Raw genomic sequence first — 21,021 nt, forward strand, 5'->3', positions numbered from 1 at the left:
TGAGCCCACACTGGCAGGCAAGCACAAACAATCCAGGACGGGACCAGCAGGGAAACTATACGGCGGCTCATGGTGGGAAGTCCTATGGAACCAGGATGGTGTCACCCGGCTTCAGAACCACGTTGGTTTCGAGTTGGGACCCTTTGACAAGATCGTTGTAACGCACCGGCAGGACCTGGGTCCCTTGCTCGGTGTTGCGCAGCACGCGGATCGCGTTGCCATCTGCGAAACGATCCAGGCCACCCACTTGGCTGAGCATCTGCAACACGGTTGTGTCTGGTGAGGTGATGACCACAGCGCCCGGATTGACCACCTTGCCGATCACGAACACTCGATTGCCCTCGGCTGCGGTAATGGCCACAGTGACCACAGCCTCAGGAATGTACTTCTTCAGTTTCTCCGCGATCCGGGTTTCCGCCTCAGCGGTACTCAGTCCCAAAACGTCAATGCGGCCAGCCAGTGGAAACGTGATGCTGCCGTCTGGCAGCACGCGAACTTCCATGCGCAGCGCTTCGTCGCGCCATACCGACACCATCAAGGCATCACCATGCCGCAGCTTGTAGGGGACATTCGATTGCGCCAAGGCGCTTGCCCCAACCAGCGGGAGCATGATCGACATGAAGAAGCGAGCAAGAATTTGCATGATTCATCTCCGGGTAGACCAGTTGGCAATAACGACAAGGGGAAAATTACGTGGGGAGCGGTGGCATTGACACAGGATGCAGCCCATCCCGTCGGCGGACAAGGCCTGCTGCCAGCCAGCTTTGACAACGATGCTCGCCGTCAGTTTCTTGTGCTTACTTCCAGCCCGGCATCTTACGTCATCGGTGATGCTCAGCCTTCGCTGAAACAGTGCACCTTCACAAGGTTTCGGTTAGGGCAATCGAGATTTCGTGACTTATTCTCGATTGCAAGTGGACAGCTCAACCAGAGAAGCCGGCCCATATGTACGAACCGTCTTCGCCATTGGGGTGCGGAACTGGCTGTGGGTTGAAGAGGCAAGAGGCTCGCCCGATGTCGCGCTTCACTTGCGACCGTGCTTCCAGCTACCGGAAACTCGCGCCATCACTGGAAACTCACTCCATGCAACTCAATGGGGATCGCGGGCAACCGTGCCCGGGAGCCAAGCCGGGCGTCGCATCGCCCAGGTGGCCATGCAAGCGCATCACAAAAAGGATCCGCTTGCACCCACGCCACGGGCTTGTCAAATTGACGCTGAGATGGCGCTCTACTTTTGCCCCCACCATGCATGCCTTCTGCCAAAGGCCAACGCGCGACTTTCACCCCAATGATAGGTGCGCGCAAAAATAATACCCACTACCATGGCGACAATCAAGGCAACCCATGGCATCGGCGCGTGGAATAGCCGTGTTACGAGCGCCTTGACATGGTAGTGACTGAGGTACATAAACATCGATGCCCCGGCAATTTCTCCAACAAACCGCTTCACGAGTACTGGAACAGAAATCTCCGGCCAGAACAATAACAGCGCACATCCGGCACAAATATAGTATGTAGCAGATGTAAATCCGTGATGCACAAGCACAGCCAAGGTCACAACTGCCATCGCCATCAAGCGATTAGACAAATCACGCGTGGCGGCACTTGCAATGAGCATTCCACACGCCACCGTCCATAGATACCATGTTGGTGTGCGATGGTAAATGTAGTCGGTATCCCAAATGCGCTCAGCCAAATAACCCACGGCAGTCGAGATGACAATGAACATGACCCCACTGGCAAGGGGGTGCTTTTTAAATGCCGAGCGCACCGAGCGAAATGAGAATACACCAGCCACAATAAGCAGGAGCTGCATATAAATCTCAGCAAAATAAAAATACACGACTTCGTATTCTCTGGGATCGAACAGGTTTGAAATCAACAGCAACGGCTTCAGTTCAAACTTGTGAGCCCACAACTGCACTGCTGCAACAACCATCACGGTTGGAATTGCAATTTTCGAGATGGTGCCAAAAATCGTCCCCGTTCTGCCGGTACGGCTGATCTCCGGCCACTGAAAACGCATCAGACTGTAGCCAGCCAGCATGAACAAAAAGTACGCTGCCCCCCAGTTGCTACTGTATACAAAGGTATCGAGATGCAGCGCGATGATACAAACCATAAAAAACGCGCGCGTCAGGGTTGCAGATTCCAGACGAGGAAGCGATTTGGCGCGGGCAACTGCCACATGACTTTGCAGTTCCTCAACGGTCAGAGACTCCCATCTGCTGGGCAATGGCCCAAAACGGCTCTCGAACTCCATCGAGAATTGAATATAACCAAGCGAGTCGCCGCCAAGGGCTTCAAAGCTGGCGTCCGCATCAATCTTGCGTCCAGGAAAGAAGTCCTGGAAGAACTCCATCACATTCCCAGTCCTTGGTTCAGCCGACTTGTCAGTGTGGTCGGCAGTCGCCTGAGCGGCGCTCTCAGCAAGAACGAACTCTTCCGTCAACAACCGGCGCAACGGCTTGCCCGTCGCCGTTTGCGGAATCGCGGACACGACTTGGATGTGCAAAGCCTCCCCAACATCAAGCCCGAGGCGCTTGAGCGCTTCTGTGGATGCCTTCCTGAGTCGGGCCGCATCCAAGGACTCCCCTACGACCAAAATGCCCTCGCCTCGAAGGGCATCCGGCACTTTGGTCACGACCACGCCTCCGCCCTGCTGAAGGAGTTCGACAATCTTCGCCTGCAAAATATCGGGATTGACCTTGATCCCCCCCGTATTGATGAGATCGTCCGCTCTCCCATCAAAATACAGATAACCATCCTTCAAATGACCCAAGTCATTGGTGAGCAACCAGCCATCAGCTCCATGCAGCTGCTGCAATTGTCCACCCTCAAGACGGTACCGCGCAACATGTGGACCCTTGATTAAAATGCGGCCATCGGATCTGATTGCCACCTCTGTATTGCCGACGGCACGACCCACCGACTCCAGCAATTCGGCAGGCGCATTGGAAATCTGGAGGAACGTGCTGCGAGACGCTTCCGTAAGACCGTAATGCTGAATGATTCGCGCATTGGGGAACAGATCGCGAACTCCCTGTTTTTCGGTCGCCGTCATGTACTGCGATCCGATTTCCATCCAGCGCAGCTTTTTTCCGAACTCCTTCAATGCGTCTGGCCGCTGCAGCAGTATTCGCAAGAGCGTGGGCACTGCGGAGAGCGAGTTGACCTCCCCTGCTTCAAGCATTCTCGAAAATTCAAGAGGATCAAAACCTCTCGGCGGCAAGTAAGAGCATCCGCCCACCGCGCTGATGGCGCGCACACGAGCCATTCCAAAACTGTGAGTCACCGGTACGCCAACATATTCGCGCACATCGGATGTAAGCTCCATCTCTGCGATGATGCGCTCCGCAGCATCCGAAAGATTGCTGTAGCTAAGGATAATTCCTTTCGGCTTCCCTTCTGTTCCAGAAGTAAATGACACCTGAGCGGGCAATTCATCGTGAATCAGCGCGTGGTGATCATTGAACCAACCCCCACCCGCTTCAGGCATGATGCAAGCATCAATGGTGATGCCAATTGGCTCTCTCGCAGCTTCCTCGTCGGAAAAACTTACCAAAAGCCGTCGATCCTGATTGAGCGAAAAAAAATGCTCCACGTAAGAACGGGAGTTTTTCCGAATCAGACCTGTTGCAAACAACTGTGAATCTCGCATCATTAGCACCAGAATGCTGAGTTATGGACGTGCCGCCTCTCAAAGGCCAACACGGTACGCCAACCCAGTGAAAATGGATCAACTTCCGGCGTATGCGCGGCAGCAGCCACTGAATAATACGGCCCGCATGCCTTCAGCCCCCCTGGGTTGGCTCCTTTCGAGCGCATCAACTGACTGAGCCTGCGGGGCTCTCTCCTACTTTACGGGACCGGAGTGCCGGAACACATTGGTGCGAAGAACAATGTTGAAAGCGAGGCGCGGCTTATTTCACGGTGTCGGGCATCTTGGAGTGGCGACCACCACAAATCCGGAGGGCGGTACGCATGGAGATCGCGAGGCGACGCAGGACGCATGCACGCTGCTGAAGGTCTGGATACCCATGTCGCGACGGCACCGAGGGCGACACTCGCCGGTGGAGTGCGAAGGGCGCCATCCCCAGCAGTTGACAGATACCGGGGAAACACAAAAAAGTTCGCCGCTCAGGCAAGCGGGCGCACGGCTCCAGGTAACGCTTGTGTCAAACCGAACGCCTCGAAATCAGGCACAGGGCCAGCATCACCGAACGAAGTAAGGACCTTTCCAGGCCTGCGGAAGCAAGGGATAGCTGCTGGACTGATGGGTATAGCCGATGCTCAGGCTCTGGCCATCGGTCCTGACGTTGCCGCGGGTGGTGAGCCGGCGTCCTACGAGCACCACGTCGGCATTGGTCCGGGAACCCCGGGCGAAGCGGTTGTTCTCAACGATGACGTCTTCGATGCCTTCGTTGCTGTCCGGGCCATCGTTCTGCGGACGGACCGCAACCGTCCAGGCGTTGTTGTCGGCCGGATCGCCCATGAGGTTGTTGGCAATGACAATCTGGCTGGATGCCCAGTTGGAGCCCGAGAGGGCGTAGTTGTCGTTGTACGCGCCAACCCCACCCGAATGCAGCTTGAGCGAATGACGAAGACCGTCCGAGGACATGCCTCTGAGCGCGTTGTGCGCTATCACCGTCTTGTGAGCCCGGTAGAGGCGCACCGTGTGTTGGCTGGCGCGGCCGAAGTCGTTGCCCAGCAAGGCCATGCGGGAGGCGACCGCCTGCAGGTTGGCCAGCGGCACTTCGTCGTTCTCGGTGCTGCCGATCACGCGGTTCTCCACGATGAAGATCTCGCGCGGGTTGTAGAACGCACTCACCGGCGCAGTCCTGTACGGATCGAGTGGCGCCCAGTAGTCGATGGCACTTCCAATGATGATGCCGTTATTGACGCTGCTGCCGGGATCGTCGAGGTCGTTGCGCAGAATGAGCAGCTTGGAAGCCGACGCCGTCTGTTCAATGCCATTGGCGATATCGAGATCCATCACGGTGATGTCGTCGGGGAAGTCCCCGCTCCCTCCGCGACCTGTGCCGATCTGCACAGACTGAATCCGTGGTTTCGCGCCCGTGCCGTAGGCACCGACCTGAACGCCATCGTCTTCATTGCGCACCGAGATCGCGGCAAAACTCTCGCCCCTGCGCAACAGGACACGCTTGCCATCCAGGCTGGAAGGCAGCGTCGTCTGCTGCGCAGCCCCCGACGGGCAACCCGCATAGTTGGCCGAGGTCGACACACACACCGTTCGGGTGCCCGAATAGAACGCTGCCGCGTCCTGAACCGTCACCGAAACCGTTGCCTCGTGAGATTGCCCATTGGGAGCCGCAACGCGGACACGAACGGAATAGGTGCCAGGCAGCTCGAACACGTGCGCCGCCAGCGGGCCACCGCTCTGGGTGTTCTTTGAGACGCCCGAGAGGCCCCACGTTTGTCCGCTGTTGTCGCCGAAGTTGAAGTCGTAGGTCAGATCGTGGAACGCATAGGTACCACTCCCGCCCAATAAAGAAGCTGTGGCGTCAAACATGACGGCCAGCGGGGCGACACCACTCAACCGGGTTGCCTGAAGAACGGCGGTAGGCGCTCCAGCGGGTGCAGGTGCGGGTGCAGGTGCGGGTGCAGGTGCGGGTGCGGGTGCAGGTGCGGGTGCAGGTGCAGGTGCAGGTGCAGGTGCTGGTGCTGGTGCTGGTGCTGGTGCTGGTGCAGGCGCTGGTGCAGGCGCTGGTGCAGGCGCTGGTGCAGGCGCTGGTGCAGGCGCCTGGGCCGTGGCGTCATCTATGATCGCCCCCCCACTTGACCTCTCTCCACCGCCGCCCCCACCGCCGCAGGCACTGAGCACCGCCAGGAACAGGAGGGCCAGTGGAACACTGGACGGGCGAACCCGCGACGAGAGCACTGGGATGGATGGAGCAGTCATATGGAAATCGTCAAAAGGAAGAGGCGGTATATCTGTAAACCGCCACCCTCACCGTACAACCACCCGCGAAACTACCCATTGAAACCGGGTAGAAGCGCGGTCGGAATGCAGTGTCGCCTACCCAGTCGTATGGAAAGTGGATCGAACAGAACAAGCGGCCGAAGCCACCGACTGAACGGAGTATCTCTGCATTGCTGCCGTGATCCACCACTTCAGGTTAACTCACGTAAGCAGTTGTGCGTTGCGCACAAGCGCCTATGCCAGGCTCGCATCGCCCCCGACGCGGGAGTCTTAACATTCAATCCCGTTGCGGGTCACAATTCTTTACGTTTGATGCCATCGAGTTGCTTTCTCGTCATTCAAAAACCCGCCCGAAACAAGGATCAACAACTCACCTGTCAGGGCACCGACGGCTGCGCTATCGGCTATCGGCTATCGGCTATCGGCTATCGGCTATCGGGTGCGATCTTCAATGGCATGGGCGTGATCAGACCACCCGCGCTTCGAGGTTGGTGGCCCGGCCTCCAAGGCTGCGCACGGTTCGCTCGCCACCGCAGCAACGGTGTCTCACCGCTCTCGCACACCACCACGACCGATTCCATGTGACAAAGGAACGGATGCGCTGGAGAAAGCATTTCCGTGGCGGAGCGCCCGCCGATCTGCAGAAGATAATCCACGCAAGAATTGACGCACCCGGCGCTCACTGGGTATCAGAACGCCGCGAAAGGCGTTGAGCAAAGTTTAACGAAATGCAGCGCACAGGCATTGCAATGATTGAATTTCCACCAAATATCGGCCTTGAGATCTCTCACGCAATGGGAGCACGGTGGCCTGCTCCGACGTTGCGCCATCAGCCAAGAAGCTGTTTGCCGCACAAGATCGACGGGGTGATTTCTTCCAGCCAATGGCAGCGGTCACGCAATGCAAGCCGTGGTGGTTCGTTGCCCACCCGGCCCACCAGCGCCTGCAAAGGACAATGGCGACCAACCCTCTGCAGCGCCATCTAAATACCATGAAGCCTAATCAAATCGCTGCATCCATGGGTGTGGTGGTCATCGGCAGGAACGAAGGCGAGCGACTCCGGCTCTGTCTGGAGTCTGTGCGCGCACTTGCGTCGCAGATCGTCTATGTGGACTCAGGGTCGACCGACCACTCAAGGAGCATGGCGGCCGAGATGGGCGCGAGCGTGGTCGAGCTTGATCTGTCGTCTCCATTCACGGCCGCGCGGGCCCGCAACCAAGGTGTTTTCCGTTTGCTGGAACGGCAACCTGACACCGAGTACATCCTGTTCGTCGACGGAGACTGTGAAGTCGTATCCGGCTGGCTGGAGGCCAGTACCCAGTTCATGCGTGATCATCCAGGCTGTGCTGTGGTATGCGGTCGGCGCCGCGAGCGGTTTCCGCAGCAAACCGTTTACAACCAGTTGTGCGATGAGGAATGGGACACACCTATCGGCGAAGCCCGGGCATGCGGCGGAGATGCCCTGATGCGTGCCAACGCCTTCACATCGGTGAACGGCTATCGCGACGGCATGATCGCGGGCGAAGAGCCCGAACTCTGCGTTCGGCTCCGCCAAAAGGGCTGGTCGATCCAGCGCCTGGACCAGGAGATGACGCTGCACGACGCGGCAATCACGCGCTTCGGTCAGTGGTGGAAACGGAGCATGAGAGCGGGGCACGCCTATGCGGAAGGTTCGAGGCTCCATGGAAGCTTGCCCGAGCGCCATTGTGTCCCCGAGACACGTCGGGCACTTGTGTGGGGAGCATGCATTCCCGCTATCGCAGTGATTTTGGCACTGGCTTGGGGACCGGGGTGGCTGGCGTTGTTCGCCATCTACCCGCTTCAGTTCTTTCGCCTCTGGTGGAAAACCGGTTCGCGCTTCACGGCATGGTTCATGCTCGTTGGAAAGTTTGCTGAAACCGTGGGCATCCTGAAGTTCCACTGGACCAGAATCAAAGGTGGGTCCGCGCGCATCATTGAATACAAGTAACTCGCATCCACCACGCCCACATTTCAAAGGTCAAAGGTGCAGGGAGTCCACATTGAGAAAAGCAAAGCACTTCGTCCGGGACGCGGCCGCGGAAGTTCTGTACGCCAGTCACATCACGCGCCCCAGCCTGCGCGCGCGAAACAAGCTCACCATCGCAACATTCCATCGGGTCTTGCCGGCATCGATCCTGGCGCAGTATCCGTTGCCCGGTATCGCGGTGACACCCGAGGAGCTCAAGCGGTTTCTGGAAGTGTTCCTGGAACACTATTCAGTCGGAACCCTGCGCGACAGCGCGAGGCTGCACCAGTCCGGGCAGCGCCTTGATAAACCGCCTCTGGCGATCACGTTCGACGACGGCCAGCTTGACAACTACCGTTTCGCGCTGCCGGTGCTGGACGCCATGAACGTTCGTGCGAGCTTTTTTGTCGTCACCGACGCTGTTGATGGCAATGAAGTGCTCTGGCACGACAAGATCGCATATGCAGTGCAAAGGCTCCAGCAGCGCGATGCCCGAGAGTTGCGCGCCTGGCTTTCCGAACTGGGTGTGCCAGGCAGTGCGCCCGACCCCGTAAACGCGGCGATCGTCGCAGCCAAATTACTCGACCCCGCAGATCGCGGTGCGCACGTGGATCGACTGGAAAAGCTGGTGGGCTCAGGCATCCGCCCGGATTGGGACGGGATGATGACCTGGGAGCAGATCCGGGAAATGCGATCAGGCGGGCATGAAATCGGTTCACACAGCACCAGCCACCCGATCTTGCCGCTGGTCTCCGATGAGGCACTCCGGCATGAAATCGACCACTCCCGAAGTGTGCTCGAAGCGCAAATAGATCACGAAGTCCGCTCATTTTGCTATCCGAACGGCGACTATGATGAGCGAGTCAGCGCACGCGTGCGGCAGGCTGGGTATGAATACGCGGTGACCACGCAATACGGCATCAACCCCCAGGGCAGCGATCCGTACAGCCTTCGGCGGATCGATCTTCAAAGCGGATACGGAAAGAACGCCGCCGGCACGTTCAAGTCGAGCGGCTTTTTTCTGCGCATGACCGGCCTTCTGCCCGGCATGTCGTGAACGCGCCGTGTCACAGTGAATCACGAGAGATTGGACAGCATGAAAAGCGAGCGCTCGTACGTGTTGATTTCCCCCTGCCGCAATGAGTCCCGCTACATGCGCGAAACCCTGGACTCGGTGCTGGCCCAGTCGGTCCCGCCGACGAAATGGGTCATCGTCGACGATGGCTCAACCGATGCGACCCCTGAAATCCTGCAGGAATATGCCGCGAAACACGCTTTCATTCAGATCGTCACGCGCAAAGACCGCGGGCATCGGGCCGTGGGTCCGGGCGTCATCGATGCCTTCTATTCGGGCTACGCAGCGATCGAGCCCACCGACTATGCTTTCCTGTGCAAGCTCGATCTCGACCTGCGCCTTCCACCCCGGTACTTCGAGATCCTGATCGAGCGCATGCTGGCCGACAATCGCTTGGCCACGTGCAGCGGCAAGGCCTACGTCATGGAAAACGGCCAGCTCGAACCCGAGCGGCATGGAGACGACACGTCCCTGGGCATGACGAAGTTCTACCGCACGACGTGCTTCCAGGCCATCGGCGGCTTTGTCCGGGAAGTGATGTGGGACGGCATCGACAACCATCTGTGCCGGATGCAGGGCTGGATAGCGCGCAGCTGGGACGAGCCAGACCTGCGCTTCGTTCATCTGCGCCCCATGGGTTCCAGCCAGGACAGCATCTATGTGGGCCGGATGCGGCATGGCTACGGCCAGTACTTCATGGGCACCGGGCTGCTGTTCATGGCCGCCAGCGCACTCTCCCGCGTGAACCAGAAACCCTACATCGTCGGCAGCGCCGCCATGCTCTGGGGATGGATCAAGGCGGCGCTCCAGCGCAAGCCGCGCTACGACAACCCGGCCTTCCGGCGCTTCTTGCGGCAATACCAGTGGCGCAGCCTGCTGATGGGCAAGCAAAAGGCGCTGCAATCCATGGAGCGCGGTCACTGATGTGCGGCATCGCAGGAATCATCGGCACACCCTCCGAGGACCATCAGGCGGCCCTGCGCCGCATGACGGACGCCATGCGCCAGCGCGGGCCCGATGACGAAGGCTTCTGGACATCGCCCGTCCAACCGGATGGACAGTGCGTCATGTTCGGACACCGTCGGCTGTCGATCCTGGACCTTTCCCCCCTGGGGGCCCAGCCGATGATCCACCCCGAGAGTGGCGACGCCACCGTGCTCAACGGTGAGATCTACAACTTCCAGACCTTGCGCGCGGAACTGCCGGATGCACCCACCGCCCTGCAGTCCTCTGGCGACACTGCCGTCCTGCTGCGGATGCTGGCCGCGCACGGCGAGCGCGCGCTGCCGCGCCTGCGTGGCATGTTCGCGTTCGCGTTCTGGAACAAGGTCACCGGGGAGCTGCTCGTCGCGCGAGACGCCATGGGCATCAAACCGCTGTATTTCGCGACAAATCCGTCCGGCGCGGAAGGCTGGACTTTCGCTTTTGCCTCTGAAGTCCGCGCCTTGCTGGCCTCGCGGCTGATCCGCGCGCCACGCCTCAACCCTAAAGCAGTGGCGTCGGTGTTGTGGAATGGATTCACTGTCGCGCCGGAAACCGCAGTGACAGGCATCGAGTCCCTGTTGCCCGGCGAGGCCATGTGGCTCGACCGACAGGGACGCGTGTTGCGCCGGTTCACCTACTGGCGCCATCCCGAGGCCCACCGTGGACCTGCCGCCACCCAGGAAGAGGTTGAGGCCGCGCTGATGGAGTCGGTCCGCGCCCACATGATCAGCGATGTGCCCCTGGGCATCTTCCTGTCGGGCGGCATCGACTCCTCGGCCGTGGCCAACCTGGCCAAACGTGCGGGCGCCTCCGAAATCAACTCCTTCACACTGACCTTCGAAGAAGCGGACAGGAACGAGGCCTTCTTCGCCAGGCAAGTCGCCGACGCGATCGGCACCCGGCACCAGGAAATCCTGCTGACGCAGCAATCATTCCTCGATCACCTGGAAACGGCCCTCGACAGCCTGGATCAGCCCAGCTTCGACGGCCTGAACTCCTATTTCATGTCCCGGGCCGTACGCGACGCCGGCTTCAAGGTGGCGCTGGTGGGCACAGGGGGTGACGAGCTGTTCGGCGGCTACCAGTCGTTCGCCGATCTGCCCCGGCTGCATGCGGGGCTGGGCGCGCTGCACGCGCTGCCAAGCGCCTTCTCAAAACTCTCGGCTTCGATGGCCAGCACGTTCCTCAGCCGGCCGAGCCATGGCCATCCGCCCCAGACCCGGTGGGCCAAGCTGCCTGCGATCATCGAGCAAGGCCCATCGCTGCTGGGCCTCTACCAGATCGCCTACGCGCTGTTTCTCCCGCAGACCCAGAGCGCCCTGCTGCACGAGAGCATCCGCGGCGAGTTCCTGCCCGACGGGCTGCCCGCCCTGCGGCGCGAGGCGATCCTGGCCGACCTGGAGACACGGCCGCCGCTCGACGCCATCAGCGCGATGGAGCACAGCATGTTCCTTGGGGAGCGCCTGTTGCGCGACACCGATGCTGCCAGCATGGCGGCATCACTGGAGACGCGATTGCCCTTCGTCGACAAGGATCTGCTCTCGGTGGTCAACCGCATGGACACCGGTGCGCGATTCCATCCGTTGAAATCCAAGCGCGCCCTGAGACAGGCCGGCCTCAAGGGCCTCGACCCCAAGATGTTCGAGCGGCCCAAGTCCGGCTTCGAATTGCCGTTCAACCGCTGGCTCAGAAGTTCTCTGGGACAGGAGGTGGGCAGCACGCTGCTGGACGCACCGCTGGTGGCGTCCGCCGGCCTGCAACCCGAAGCCGTCGAAAGGCTGTGGAGAGCCTTCAGCGCCGGTGCGAAAGGCCTCTACTGGACACGCATCTGGGCCCTGTATGCCCTGATCCGCTGGGTCCGCGTCCATCGAATCACACTTTGAGCAGCAGACCATGCCCGAACTCCGTATCGGCTATGTGCTGAGTGAATACCCCAAGGTCAGCCATACCTTCATTCGCCGCGAAATCGAGGCACTGGAGGGCGCAGGCATTCCCGTGGAGCGCTTCGCCATTCGTGGCTCGAATGAAGACCTGCCCGATCCTGCGGATCAGGCCGAGGCCGGCCGCACCCGCCAGGTGCTGGCGAGCGGGCTCCCCGCGATGCTGGCGGCGATGCTGTCAGTGCTCGTGCAGGCGCCGCGGCGGGCTTGGCGCGCTTTCGCGCTCGCCACACGGATGGGCTGGCGCGGCGACCGGCCCATCCCGGTGCACTGGATCTATCTGCTGGAGGCCGCGCTGATCGCGAAATGGGTGCGCGAATCAGCCGTCACCCACCTGCACGCCCACTTCGGCAGCAATCCCGCCGAGGTGGCGATGCTGGCCGCCGAGCTGAGCGGAATCGGCTTCAGCTTTACCGCTCATGGCACGGTGGAGACGGACAACGCGCTGGCCATCAAGCTGCCCGAAAAAGTCCGCCGCGCCGCGTTCGTGGTGGCGGTCAGCCAGTACGGCCGTGCCCAGATGATGCGCTGGATACCGTTCGATGATTGGCGAAAGATTCACGTGATCCACTGCGGCATTGGCGCCGACTTTCTCGAACATGAACACACGGACGCGCCCGACGTGGATCAATTTGTCTCGGTGGGGCGGCTGTCGAGCGAGAAGGGACACCTTGTCCTCATCGAGGCGCTCGCACTGCTGATCGAGCAGGGCCAAAGCTGCCGGCTGGTGTTGGTCGGCGACGGTCCACTTCGAAGTGCCGTCGAACAGCGTTCCCGCGAACTGGGAATCGAACGCTTCGTCACCATCACTGGCTGGCAATCCAGCGAGGCGATCCGGGAATGGCTGATGGGGTCTCGAGCGCTCATCCTGCCGAGCTTCGCAGAAGGACTACCGGTGGTGATCATGGAGTCTCTCGCACTCGGACGCCCCGTGATCGCCACCTGGGTTGCCGGCGTGCCGGAGTTGGTTCGGGAAGGATGCACGGGCTGGTTGGTCCCGCCCGGAAACGCCCTGCCGCTTGCCAAGGCAATGGGTACCTGCCTGAGGGCCTCGTCGGTACAACTGGCGATGTTCGCGAAGGCTGGGAAGAACGCGGTGCGTGAGGCCCACGATGCCAAAATCGAAGCAGAAAAATTGGCACAGTTGCTTGTGTCAAGGAACGAAGTACTGATCGCAGAGCCTGCGGCATTGCGGCCCACTTCACAGTGACTGCCGCAGTGCGCTCCATCCGGTCAGCCCAGCCGGCATCGGTACTCGGTGCAGAAAATAGCCATTGAATCTTGATTGAATCATTTTTTGGAAAGCAGGAAAGGCAAACCCATGTCGACAAATATTTCCGCCCACGGGGATGGCATGGGTTACAGGAAGGATATCGACAGCCTGCGCGCATTTGCCATCATTCCTGTCGTACTATTTCATGCAGGAATCAGCTTTATCCCAGGCGGCTTTGTTGGCGTAGACGTCTTTTTTGTTATATCGGGTTTCTTGATATCCAAAATTATCATTCGGGAAGTCCAAGAAGAACAGTTCTCCATACTGAGATTTTACGAGCGCCGCGCGAGAAGGATCATACCCGCACTCATTGCGGTCATCGGCATTACGATGATCTTTGGATGGGTGGTCTTCAAGCCGGAGGAAGTAGATGCACTGGGTAAATCCGCAATTGCAGCAATTGGCTTCTCGTCCAATCTGTGGTTCTGGCAATCGGCGCTGGAGTATTTTGGCCCGGCTGTCGAATCAGCCCCACTGCTGCACACTTGGTCTCTTGCCGTTGAAGAGCAGTTTTACATATTCTTCCCGCTCCTGATTATTTTTATTCACAGGCACACCTCCCAGCATCTTGGAAAAATAATTATTGGAATTGTTGTCGCATCATTCCTGCTGGCGGCTTTCATGGTGCACTGGAAACCGAGCGCCACCTTCTACCTGCTACCCACTCGTGCTTGGGAACTCGGCATCGGGAGCATTCTGGCAATTTACTCTGCGAGAATAAAATTCGAATCCACCGCCCTTCGTGAGATTGCGGCTGCGTCTGGCATTTTGCTGCTCTCTTTGCCCTTCTTCTTCTATTCAAAATCGATGCCATTTCCCGGCTGGACTGCGCTTGCTCCATGTCTCGGGGCTGCCATCCTGATTGCCTTGGGGCACGGCAATCCTGTGCGCACGCTCTCATTCATGCAATGGGCGCCCTTGGTATTTATTGGAAAAATTTCCTATTCGCTGTATCTGATTCATTGGCCAATTACGGTATTCACAAAGTACCTATCCAATACCACCACACTATCTCAATCGATGGCAATTTCCGTGATTTCAGCGTCGGTACTTGGCGCTGTATTTTCGTGGCGATTCATTGAACAACCGTTTCGGACCAGTGCAAGCAGTACCATCAAAATTCTCGGTTACTCCGGTGGCGCAATGGGTCTTGTTGCAGGCCTGACTTTCTGCGTCGTAACTCTTGACAGCTGGAAATTTCGCTTGCCCAGTGAACAGCAAGCGATTGTGGACGCCGCAAATGATCGAGCCACAACTCCTCAGAACTGCTCACCGATCTGGATGGAATTCGGTTTGTGCCCGATCGGCATTCCAACGGAAAAATCGGGACCCTACGATTTTATCTTGATGGGCGACTCACATGCGCTTTCAATCTCTGATGAAATTGATGAGTCTGCTCGAATCGCAGGAAAATCCGGATTGATGATGAACATGATATGCCCGCCCTTGTCGGGCGTATCCCGCTTGATCGAACCGAGATGTACTGATTTTACGGAGGCAGTCCTCAAGGAAGTATTGAAGAGAGCCGACCTCAGAACGGTGATACTGCATGCCAGATGGGCATACTATGAATCAGGCACGGATGTTGATGGAAGAACAGATACTGATACGTACAATCTGCTGCTGGTTCGCGACGAAATGGACAAGGCGGGTAGCAATCCTCATCGAATTTTTGAGCGCGGCCTCCGTCGAACCATACAACAATTGCTCGATAGCGGACGTCGTGTTGTCATCATCGAGGGAGTTCCCGAAGTCGGCTGGAATGTTCCCAACGCACTGATTCTGAAGGAGCGCTGGGGCATTCAACCCCCTGAAGCCCCATCGCTGGAAGCAGTTCGCGCACGACAATCTGGCGCAAAATCAGTATTTAATCAATTTAAAGAGCACCCACGCGTTCATTTGATCGATCCGATACCAGCGATGTGTAACAACGATCGATGCCAAGTGGAGCTGGCGGGCATCCCTGCATATTACGACGGAAACCATCTGACCAAGTCAGCAGCCACAGACATATTTCGGGAGATATTTATCAAAGAGATATATGAAAGTATGTGAAAACGGTTTCAGGCACAAATGAAACTGACATGATCATTCGAAAAAATCAAGCAATCCCGTTGGCGGAGGTCGTTTGCCCGGAAGCGGGTGAAATCACGGCCCACACTGCTCTGCGTGGCCTAGCAGCGTTGATGGTGGTTCTCTACCACTGCGCATTGACATCGCCTGATGTCACTCTGGGCCCGCTGACCGCGCTGGTTCAGCGCGGTTATTTGTTTGTCGACATCTTTTTCATTCTGAGCGGATTTATCCTGATGCGCCGCTATGGCGCTTCATTGGCACATCCGTCTCGCAACGATTTGCTTCAATTCTGGAGGCGCCGGCTTTTGCGGATTTACCCACCTTACATCGTCTGGCTGACACTGGCGATCTTGGTGTGGTTCCTGGTTGGCATGCGGGGAGAGGGGCCGCAGTATGAGGCAGATGAACACCTAGCCAGCATCGTGCTGCATGCCACCATGTTGCAGTCCATATTGGGCTTGGAAATCCAGTACAACGTTCCGCTGTGGTCCATCGCGATGGAAATGGCCGCCTATCTGTTATTGCCGCTGTTCGCCATGTCCTTGGTGCCGCTGAGCCGGTCGGGCATCTGTATTTTGATCGTGATACTTCTGGGGGGTGTTTGGCTTTTCATTCGTCACTATGGCACGCTAGACGTCATCGGCGGACCAGGAGCTTTGGCACGATGCTTGTTGGGTTTTTGTCTGGGAGCGCTGAGCAGCCTTCTCTCCAGCACCGTGCCCAAAGGCCTCGCCCGCTGGAGTCGACCCACGTCCTTCTTCATGCTGGCTCTTACATTGCTCGCGTTCACCACCGGGCACATCTTCATGGGCTATTGCACTGCGCTGGGAATGGTGATGATTTCCTCTCTGCAAACCACTTCAAGCTGGACCAGAACCTGGCTGCCCATGCTCCTTGGACGTGTGTCTTTTTCCCTTTACCTGGCTCACATTCCCGTGATGTCGGTCATGGTACTTGTGACTGCCAAGCTGGAAAGCACCTCTGACCTCCCTCTCTTCAGCAGTTTTCCCGTGTTTGCCACACTGGTCGTCGTGGCTTCTGTGCTGGCTGCGGTCCTGTCGTGGAAGTATGTAGAAGTGGGCCTCACGGCTCGCGTTGGCTCGGTACTGGGTCGTCAGCGAATGGCCTAGATACATTGCCATGTTCGTTCAAGCCGAGGCTGCAGTGTTCTTTCCATGGGCCGCTGCATCGAGCAGTTCACGCTTTTGCCTTCTGACTGAGAACTTATTAAAGTTTGGCCGAATATACTGCTGCGATGAAGCGAAATGCCTCTGATCTGTCGGCCAAAAAACCTCTATGCGTCGATTTGGATGGAGCGCTGATTCGCACCGATCTGACCTTCGAGTCTCTGCTGGCCGCGCTAAAGCAGCAGCCTTGGCTGCTTTTTCTGCTGCCTTGGTGGTTGCTCGCGGGAAGAAGTTACCTGAAGCATCAGTTGGTCCATCGGGCGCATGTCGATGTTTCCCTGCTTCCCTATCGCGCTACGGTGATCGATCTGATCCAGAGCGCCAAGCTCACCCATCGACCTGTTGTGCTCGTCACTGGAAGCCATGAAATTCTGGCCAGACAGGTAGCAGAACACTTGCCGGTTTTTGACAGCGTACTGGCAACCACCAGAGATCAGAACCTCGATGGACGAAGCAAAGCTGATTTGCTGGAACGAGACTGGGGTGCAAGGCAGTTCGAGTACGTCGCCAGTGGATGGTCGGCTCTGCCCGTCTGGAGGAAGTCGTGCGCAGCTGTGTCCGTTAACGCCCCCACCCTTCTTGTCCGCCAGGTGGCTGGAATAGGAATTCCGCACAGGGACATCTCAGACACAGAAAGCAAGTGGCGAACGTGGGCTCGCGCGATCCGCTTACAGCAGTGGCTCAAAAATCTGTTGCTGTTCGTCCCGATCATCACAGCGCACGAGTTGCTGAACGGACAGGCATTGCTCGCCGCTGCATTGGCGTTCCTGAGCTTCGGTGCGTGTGCATCAGCCACCTATATCATCAATGATCTGCTCGATCTCGACGCTGATCGGCACCATCACAAGAAAAGATTGCGCCCGTTCGCGGCCGGGACAATTGATGTGCGAGCCGGTTTGGTGGCGCTGCTGCTCCTTCTGTCTGCCGGGCTGTGCGTCGCATGGTTTCTGCCCGTCGGTTTTCAGTTCATGCTGGTCGCCTACCTCGTGACCACTCTGCTGTACTCCCTATGGCTCAAGCGAGTGGCCAGTCTGGACGTCATCGTGCTGGCAGGCCTGTATACCCTTCGCATCGTCGCGGGTGCACTGGCAACGGGCATCAGCCTTTCTTTCTGGTTGTTGGCCTTCTCGATGTTCATTTTCCTCTCGCTGGCCCTTGTCAAGCGGGTGGCTGAGTTGGTCGAAGTGCGAAGAAAGGAAGCAGCCACTGGCGCGTCGCTCGGAAAACTTCGCGGGCGAGAATACGCGACCGAGGACGTGATCGTCCTGCAAAGCCTGGGAGCGGCAAGTGGCTATCTATCAGTCCTTGTGCTCGCGCTCTACATTCACAGCCCCGAGGTCTCGGAACTTTATCGATCACCCGAGATACTCTGGCTCATCGCCCCCCTGATGCTGCTATGGGTGACGCGGCTCTGGGTGGTCACATCGAGAGGCTACATGGATGAGGACCCCATATTTTTTGCGGTCAAGGATCCCGAGACATGGGCAACGAGCCTAGCAATTGCGGGCATTCTGTTTGCGGCCACAACACTGTCGCTTTGAACACTCAGACGCACCAGGAGAGCATGTTTTGGCCCGACTTCTAGGCACCCGCTGTATTCGGAATCTTCTCCATTGATCACATGATCGCAGCACACACTTTCTCAGGAGGATCCGGCATCGTCGATGCGCGACATCTGGGGTGGATACTCCTGCTCGCGCTGGGTCTTCGGCTGATCTGGGCCTGGTGGATCCCGGTCGTCCCGCTGTCAGATGGCAAAGCCTACGATGCTTTCGCGCGGACCCTGGTCGAACATGGCACGTTCGGCTGGAACAGCCACCAACCCACGGCGTTCTGGCCCCCCGGCACCACCTTCCTTCATGCGGTCGTGTACTGGTTGTTTGGCTTCAACTACTTTCCAGTCGTGGCTGTGAATATCGGGCTGTCACTGGCGCTGATTGTCATCTGCGCCCGCCTCGCCGCCCGATTCTGGGGAACACGGATCGCAACACTCACCGCGCTGACCCTCGCATTGTGGCCAACGCTGGTCATGTATCCGACCATACTCGCGAGCGAATTGCCCTTCTTGGTTCTCACGCTGCTGGCACTGGATGTCTGGAGCAATGAAAACGTTCGACCGTTGCGCAAGGGGCTGGGTATCGGCCTTCTGCTGGGCTTCGCAGCATTGGTGCGCCCTCAGGCGCTGCTGCTGCCCTTGCTGTATGCGTTCTGCGTGGTGGCAAATGCTGGCATGACGTGGGCGGCCACCCGATCCCAGCTCCGACTTCTAATCACTGTCGGCATCGTCATGGCCATCGTGATCGCCCCGTGGACCTGGCGCAACTATCAGCTTTACGGCGAACCCGTGCTGATTTCCACCAATGGAGGAATCACACTTTGGATGGGCAACACACCGGGAACAGACGGTCGCTACATGTACATACCCAAGGAGTTTGGCGAGTTGCCGGAAAACGAGAGAGCACGGACCATGGGGCGTCAGGCAAAAGCGTACATTCAGCAGGACCCACTCGGCTTCGTCATTCGCGCCGTACGCAAAGTGGTGATCCTGTATTCCAATGAGTCCGTCGGCGTAGGCTGGAATGCCGAAGGCATCAAGCAGGCGCTGGGAGAACCCTGGGTTCCAGGGCTGAAACGCTTCACACAATTGACCTGGATGTTGATTCTTGGCTTGGCGTTGGTGGGCTTGGGCGCAACCGTTTGTCAGCGGGGTTGGCGCAAAACGCTGACGTCTCCTTTCGTCTTGAGCATTCTGTACTTCACAGCCATCCACAGCGTGGTGGTATCTCAGGAGCGATATCACCTTGCGTTTGCCGGGCAAATGGCGATTTTGGCCGCCGTGGGGGCTGCATGGCTCTCGGATCGGGTGACCTCCAGACGGCGTGCACACTGACGACTCACGAGGTGGGTCACTTCTTCTTCGCTTCATATCCCCAGGCAAAATGAATTCCGACACAGCCCTTGGACCACGTTCGATCATGTACGCGGCGTCCAGACTCTATGCAGACGTAGGAACCCGCATGGTCCGGTTCATGCAAAGCTACCGTTCGTACATCTGCCCTCTGCATGAGGTCATCAATGAGGTACCCCAGAAATCGAGGGTTCTCGATGTTGGTTGCGGCAATGGCCTTTTGCTCAATCTACTTGCAGACCTCGGGCGTATCAGGCGTGGCCATGGATTTGACCTATCCGGGCCCGCCATCGAAGTTGCCCAACAAGTGGCTCTCAAGCATTCTCCTGGCCACACCATCACATTTGAGAGCAGATCCGTGGAACAAGGCATCCCCCGGCTCGGATTTGAAGTAGTGACCGTGGTTGACGTCCTCCACCACATTCCGGACGCCTACAAACAAGCGTTCGTGGCTGACTTGTGCGACGCCGTCCCGGAGGGGGGGACATTGATCTTCAAGGACATGGTCTGCAAACCAACATGGCGAGCGGCTGCCAATCGGTTGCATGACCTGATCATGGCCAGGCAATGGGTGCAACATGCAGACCCGATGGATGTCGAGCAATGGCTGGCGCAAAAAGGCATGGCCATTCGCCGACGAGGAACGTTCAACACGCTGTGGTACGGGCACTGGTTGCTCGTCGCGCAGAAATATGCAAACAGCCAAGCACGAAACGCGATCCTTGATCCTGAACGGGAGTGTCCATGACCGGATCGCTCCAGACAAAATGGCAGTCACAAAGGCGCAGGCCGCTCCTTGCCGTGAAGTTGCACGTATCCAGAAGAAGCGTCTGCTGAAATGAGCGTGCACGCCACCATTTGCGGATTTGACCTCGTCAGGCACAGCACATCAGCCTGTCTGGACGACATCCTTCAGTGCGCCCAAGATGGGCGCGGCGCGTGGCTGGTTACACTGAACACCGAGATGCTGGCTCTCTGTGCACGAGACGCCTCCTATCGTGAGTTGATTCAGCAGGCCGACATCATCACGGCCGACGGCATGCCCCTGGTCTGGGCCTCTCGGTACAAGAACAAGGCCATCGCCGGTCGAACCACTGGTGTCGACCTGGTCGACGCATACCTGCGCGTACCCGAGATGCCGGCCTACGCCATCATCGGCGGCCAGGACCCCATGGCCACCCTTGAGCGCTATGCGCCCGCGGCCAGGCAAGCCTGCCGCTACCTGTACAACGGCATTGTCGACCTGAGCGACGCGCAGCTGAATCAGTTTTCCGCGGCGCTGAAAGCACAGGATGTGCGGATCGTCTTCATAGCGCTGGGAGTACCCAAACAAGACCGGCTTGCGTTGCAACTGCGCGCCATGCTGCCCCATCTTGTGGTTGTGGGGATAGGTGGAACCTTCGAAATCCTCGGCCCCAAGGGCGGCCGGGCGCCGCGCTGGATGCAACGGGTCGGGATGGAGTGGCTCTATCGGCTGGGCAAGGAGCCCCGCAGGCTCTGGAAGCGCTACCTGATCAGCTACCCTGCCGGCGTCAGGATGCTGGTCAGGGACTGCCTGAAGGCCTGAATCCGCACAATCAGGCGCACCGCCATCCGTATCGCGGGCAAGAAGCGGCATCGGTCACGACTGATGCATAAGGTAGACTG

14 protein-coding genes and 1 pseudogene are annotated in these 21,021 nt (G+C 58.4%); 12 read left to right on the top strand and 3 right to left on the bottom strand.

What is annotated here, in order from left to right; all coding sequences use genetic code 11:
- Window positions 1-82: 82 nt before the first annotated feature.
- The 3 genes and pseudogenes from AB7P10_RS13265 to AB7P10_RS13275 form a co-directional block, all read right to left on the bottom strand.
- Window positions 83-643 carry a polysaccharide biosynthesis/export family protein gene (locus AB7P10_RS13265; protein WP_428294330.1) on the bottom strand — a complete coding sequence of 187 codons (561 nt, stop codon included), beginning with the start codon at window positions 641-643 and terminating at the stop codon, window positions 83-85.
- A gap of 585 nt (window positions 644-1,228) precedes the next feature.
- On the bottom strand, window positions 1,229-3,664 hold the full coding sequence (locus AB7P10_RS13270; protein ID WP_428294331.1) for an AMP-binding protein: 2,436 nt from the start codon (window positions 3,662-3,664) through the stop codon (window positions 1,229-1,231).
- 552 nt (window positions 3,665-4,216) lie between these two features.
- A pseudogene (locus tag AB7P10_RS13275) lies at window positions 4,217-5,578 on the bottom strand (PKD domain-containing protein); the annotation flags it as partial.
- Between the two features lie 20 nt (window positions 5,579-5,598).
- On the opposite strand from AB7P10_RS13275, the gene AB7P10_RS13280 reads away from it, so the two are divergent.
- The 12 genes from AB7P10_RS13280 to AB7P10_RS13335 all read left to right on the top strand — a co-directional run bounded on the left by AB7P10_RS13280 (window position 5,599) and on the right by AB7P10_RS13335 (window position 20,941).
- Window positions 5,599-5,787 (top strand): hypothetical protein, encoded by a 189-nt coding sequence (locus AB7P10_RS13280; protein ID WP_428294349.1) that lies wholly within the window; start codon window positions 5,599-5,601, stop codon window positions 5,785-5,787.
- Window positions 5,788-6,749: 962 nt separating this feature from the next.
- Window positions 6,750-7,913: a glycosyltransferase gene (locus AB7P10_RS13285; protein WP_428294332.1), complete on the top strand. Its 1,164-nt coding sequence runs from the start codon at window positions 6,750-6,752 to the stop codon at window positions 7,911-7,913.
- A 52-nt stretch (window positions 7,914-7,965) separates the two neighbouring features.
- A complete protein-coding gene (locus AB7P10_RS13290; protein ID WP_428294333.1) occupies window positions 7,966-8,988 on the top strand; it encodes a polysaccharide deacetylase family protein in 1,023 nt (340 codons plus the stop codon).
- Window positions 8,989-9,027: 39 nt separating this feature from the next.
- A complete protein-coding gene (locus AB7P10_RS13295) occupies window positions 9,028-9,930 on the top strand; it encodes a glycosyltransferase family 2 protein (protein WP_428294334.1) in 903 nt (300 codons plus the stop codon).
- Window positions 9,930-11,873, top strand: a complete 1,944-nt coding sequence (asnB, locus tag AB7P10_RS13300; protein ID WP_428294348.1) for an asparagine synthase (glutamine-hydrolyzing) — start codon at window positions 9,930-9,932, stop codon at window positions 11,871-11,873. Before AB7P10_RS13295 ends, asnB begins: the two co-directional genes overlap by 1 nt.
- A 10-nt stretch (window positions 11,874-11,883) precedes the next feature.
- A complete protein-coding gene (locus AB7P10_RS13305) occupies window positions 11,884-13,140 on the top strand; it encodes a glycosyltransferase family 4 protein (protein WP_428294335.1) in 1,257 nt (418 codons plus the stop codon).
- Window positions 13,141-13,251: 111 nt separating this feature from the next.
- Window positions 13,252-15,258, top strand: coding sequence for an acyltransferase family protein (locus tag AB7P10_RS13310; protein ID WP_428294336.1), 2,007 nt, complete (start codon window positions 13,252-13,254; stop codon window positions 15,256-15,258).
- Between the two features lie 29 nt (window positions 15,259-15,287).
- Window positions 15,288-16,409 (top strand): acyltransferase family protein, encoded by a 1,122-nt coding sequence (locus AB7P10_RS13315; RefSeq protein WP_428294337.1) that lies wholly within the window; start codon window positions 15,288-15,290, stop codon window positions 16,407-16,409.
- Window positions 16,410-16,534: 125 nt separating this feature from the next.
- A complete protein-coding gene (locus tag AB7P10_RS13320; RefSeq protein ID WP_428294338.1) occupies window positions 16,535-18,007 on the top strand; it encodes a UbiA family prenyltransferase in 1,473 nt (490 codons plus the stop codon).
- Between the two features lie 80 nt (window positions 18,008-18,087).
- A complete protein-coding gene (locus tag AB7P10_RS13325) occupies window positions 18,088-19,356 on the top strand; it encodes a glycosyltransferase family 39 protein (protein ID WP_428294339.1) in 1,269 nt (422 codons plus the stop codon).
- A 139-nt stretch (window positions 19,357-19,495) separates the two neighbouring features.
- Window positions 19,496-20,122 (top strand): class I SAM-dependent methyltransferase, encoded by a 627-nt coding sequence (locus AB7P10_RS13330; protein WP_428294340.1) that lies wholly within the window; start codon window positions 19,496-19,498, stop codon window positions 20,120-20,122.
- 90 nt (window positions 20,123-20,212) lie between these two features.
- The gene (locus tag AB7P10_RS13335) at window positions 20,213-20,941 is read left to right on the top strand and encodes a WecB/TagA/CpsF family glycosyltransferase (protein WP_428294341.1); all 729 of its coding nucleotides are present in this window, start codon (window positions 20,213-20,215) and stop codon (window positions 20,939-20,941) included.
- Window positions 20,942-21,021: the final 80 nt, after the last annotated feature.

It is taken from the genome of Hydrogenophaga sp., assembly GCF_050182545.1.
Taxonomy (GTDB): Bacteria; Pseudomonadota; Gammaproteobacteria; order Burkholderiales; family Burkholderiaceae_C; genus Hydrogenophaga.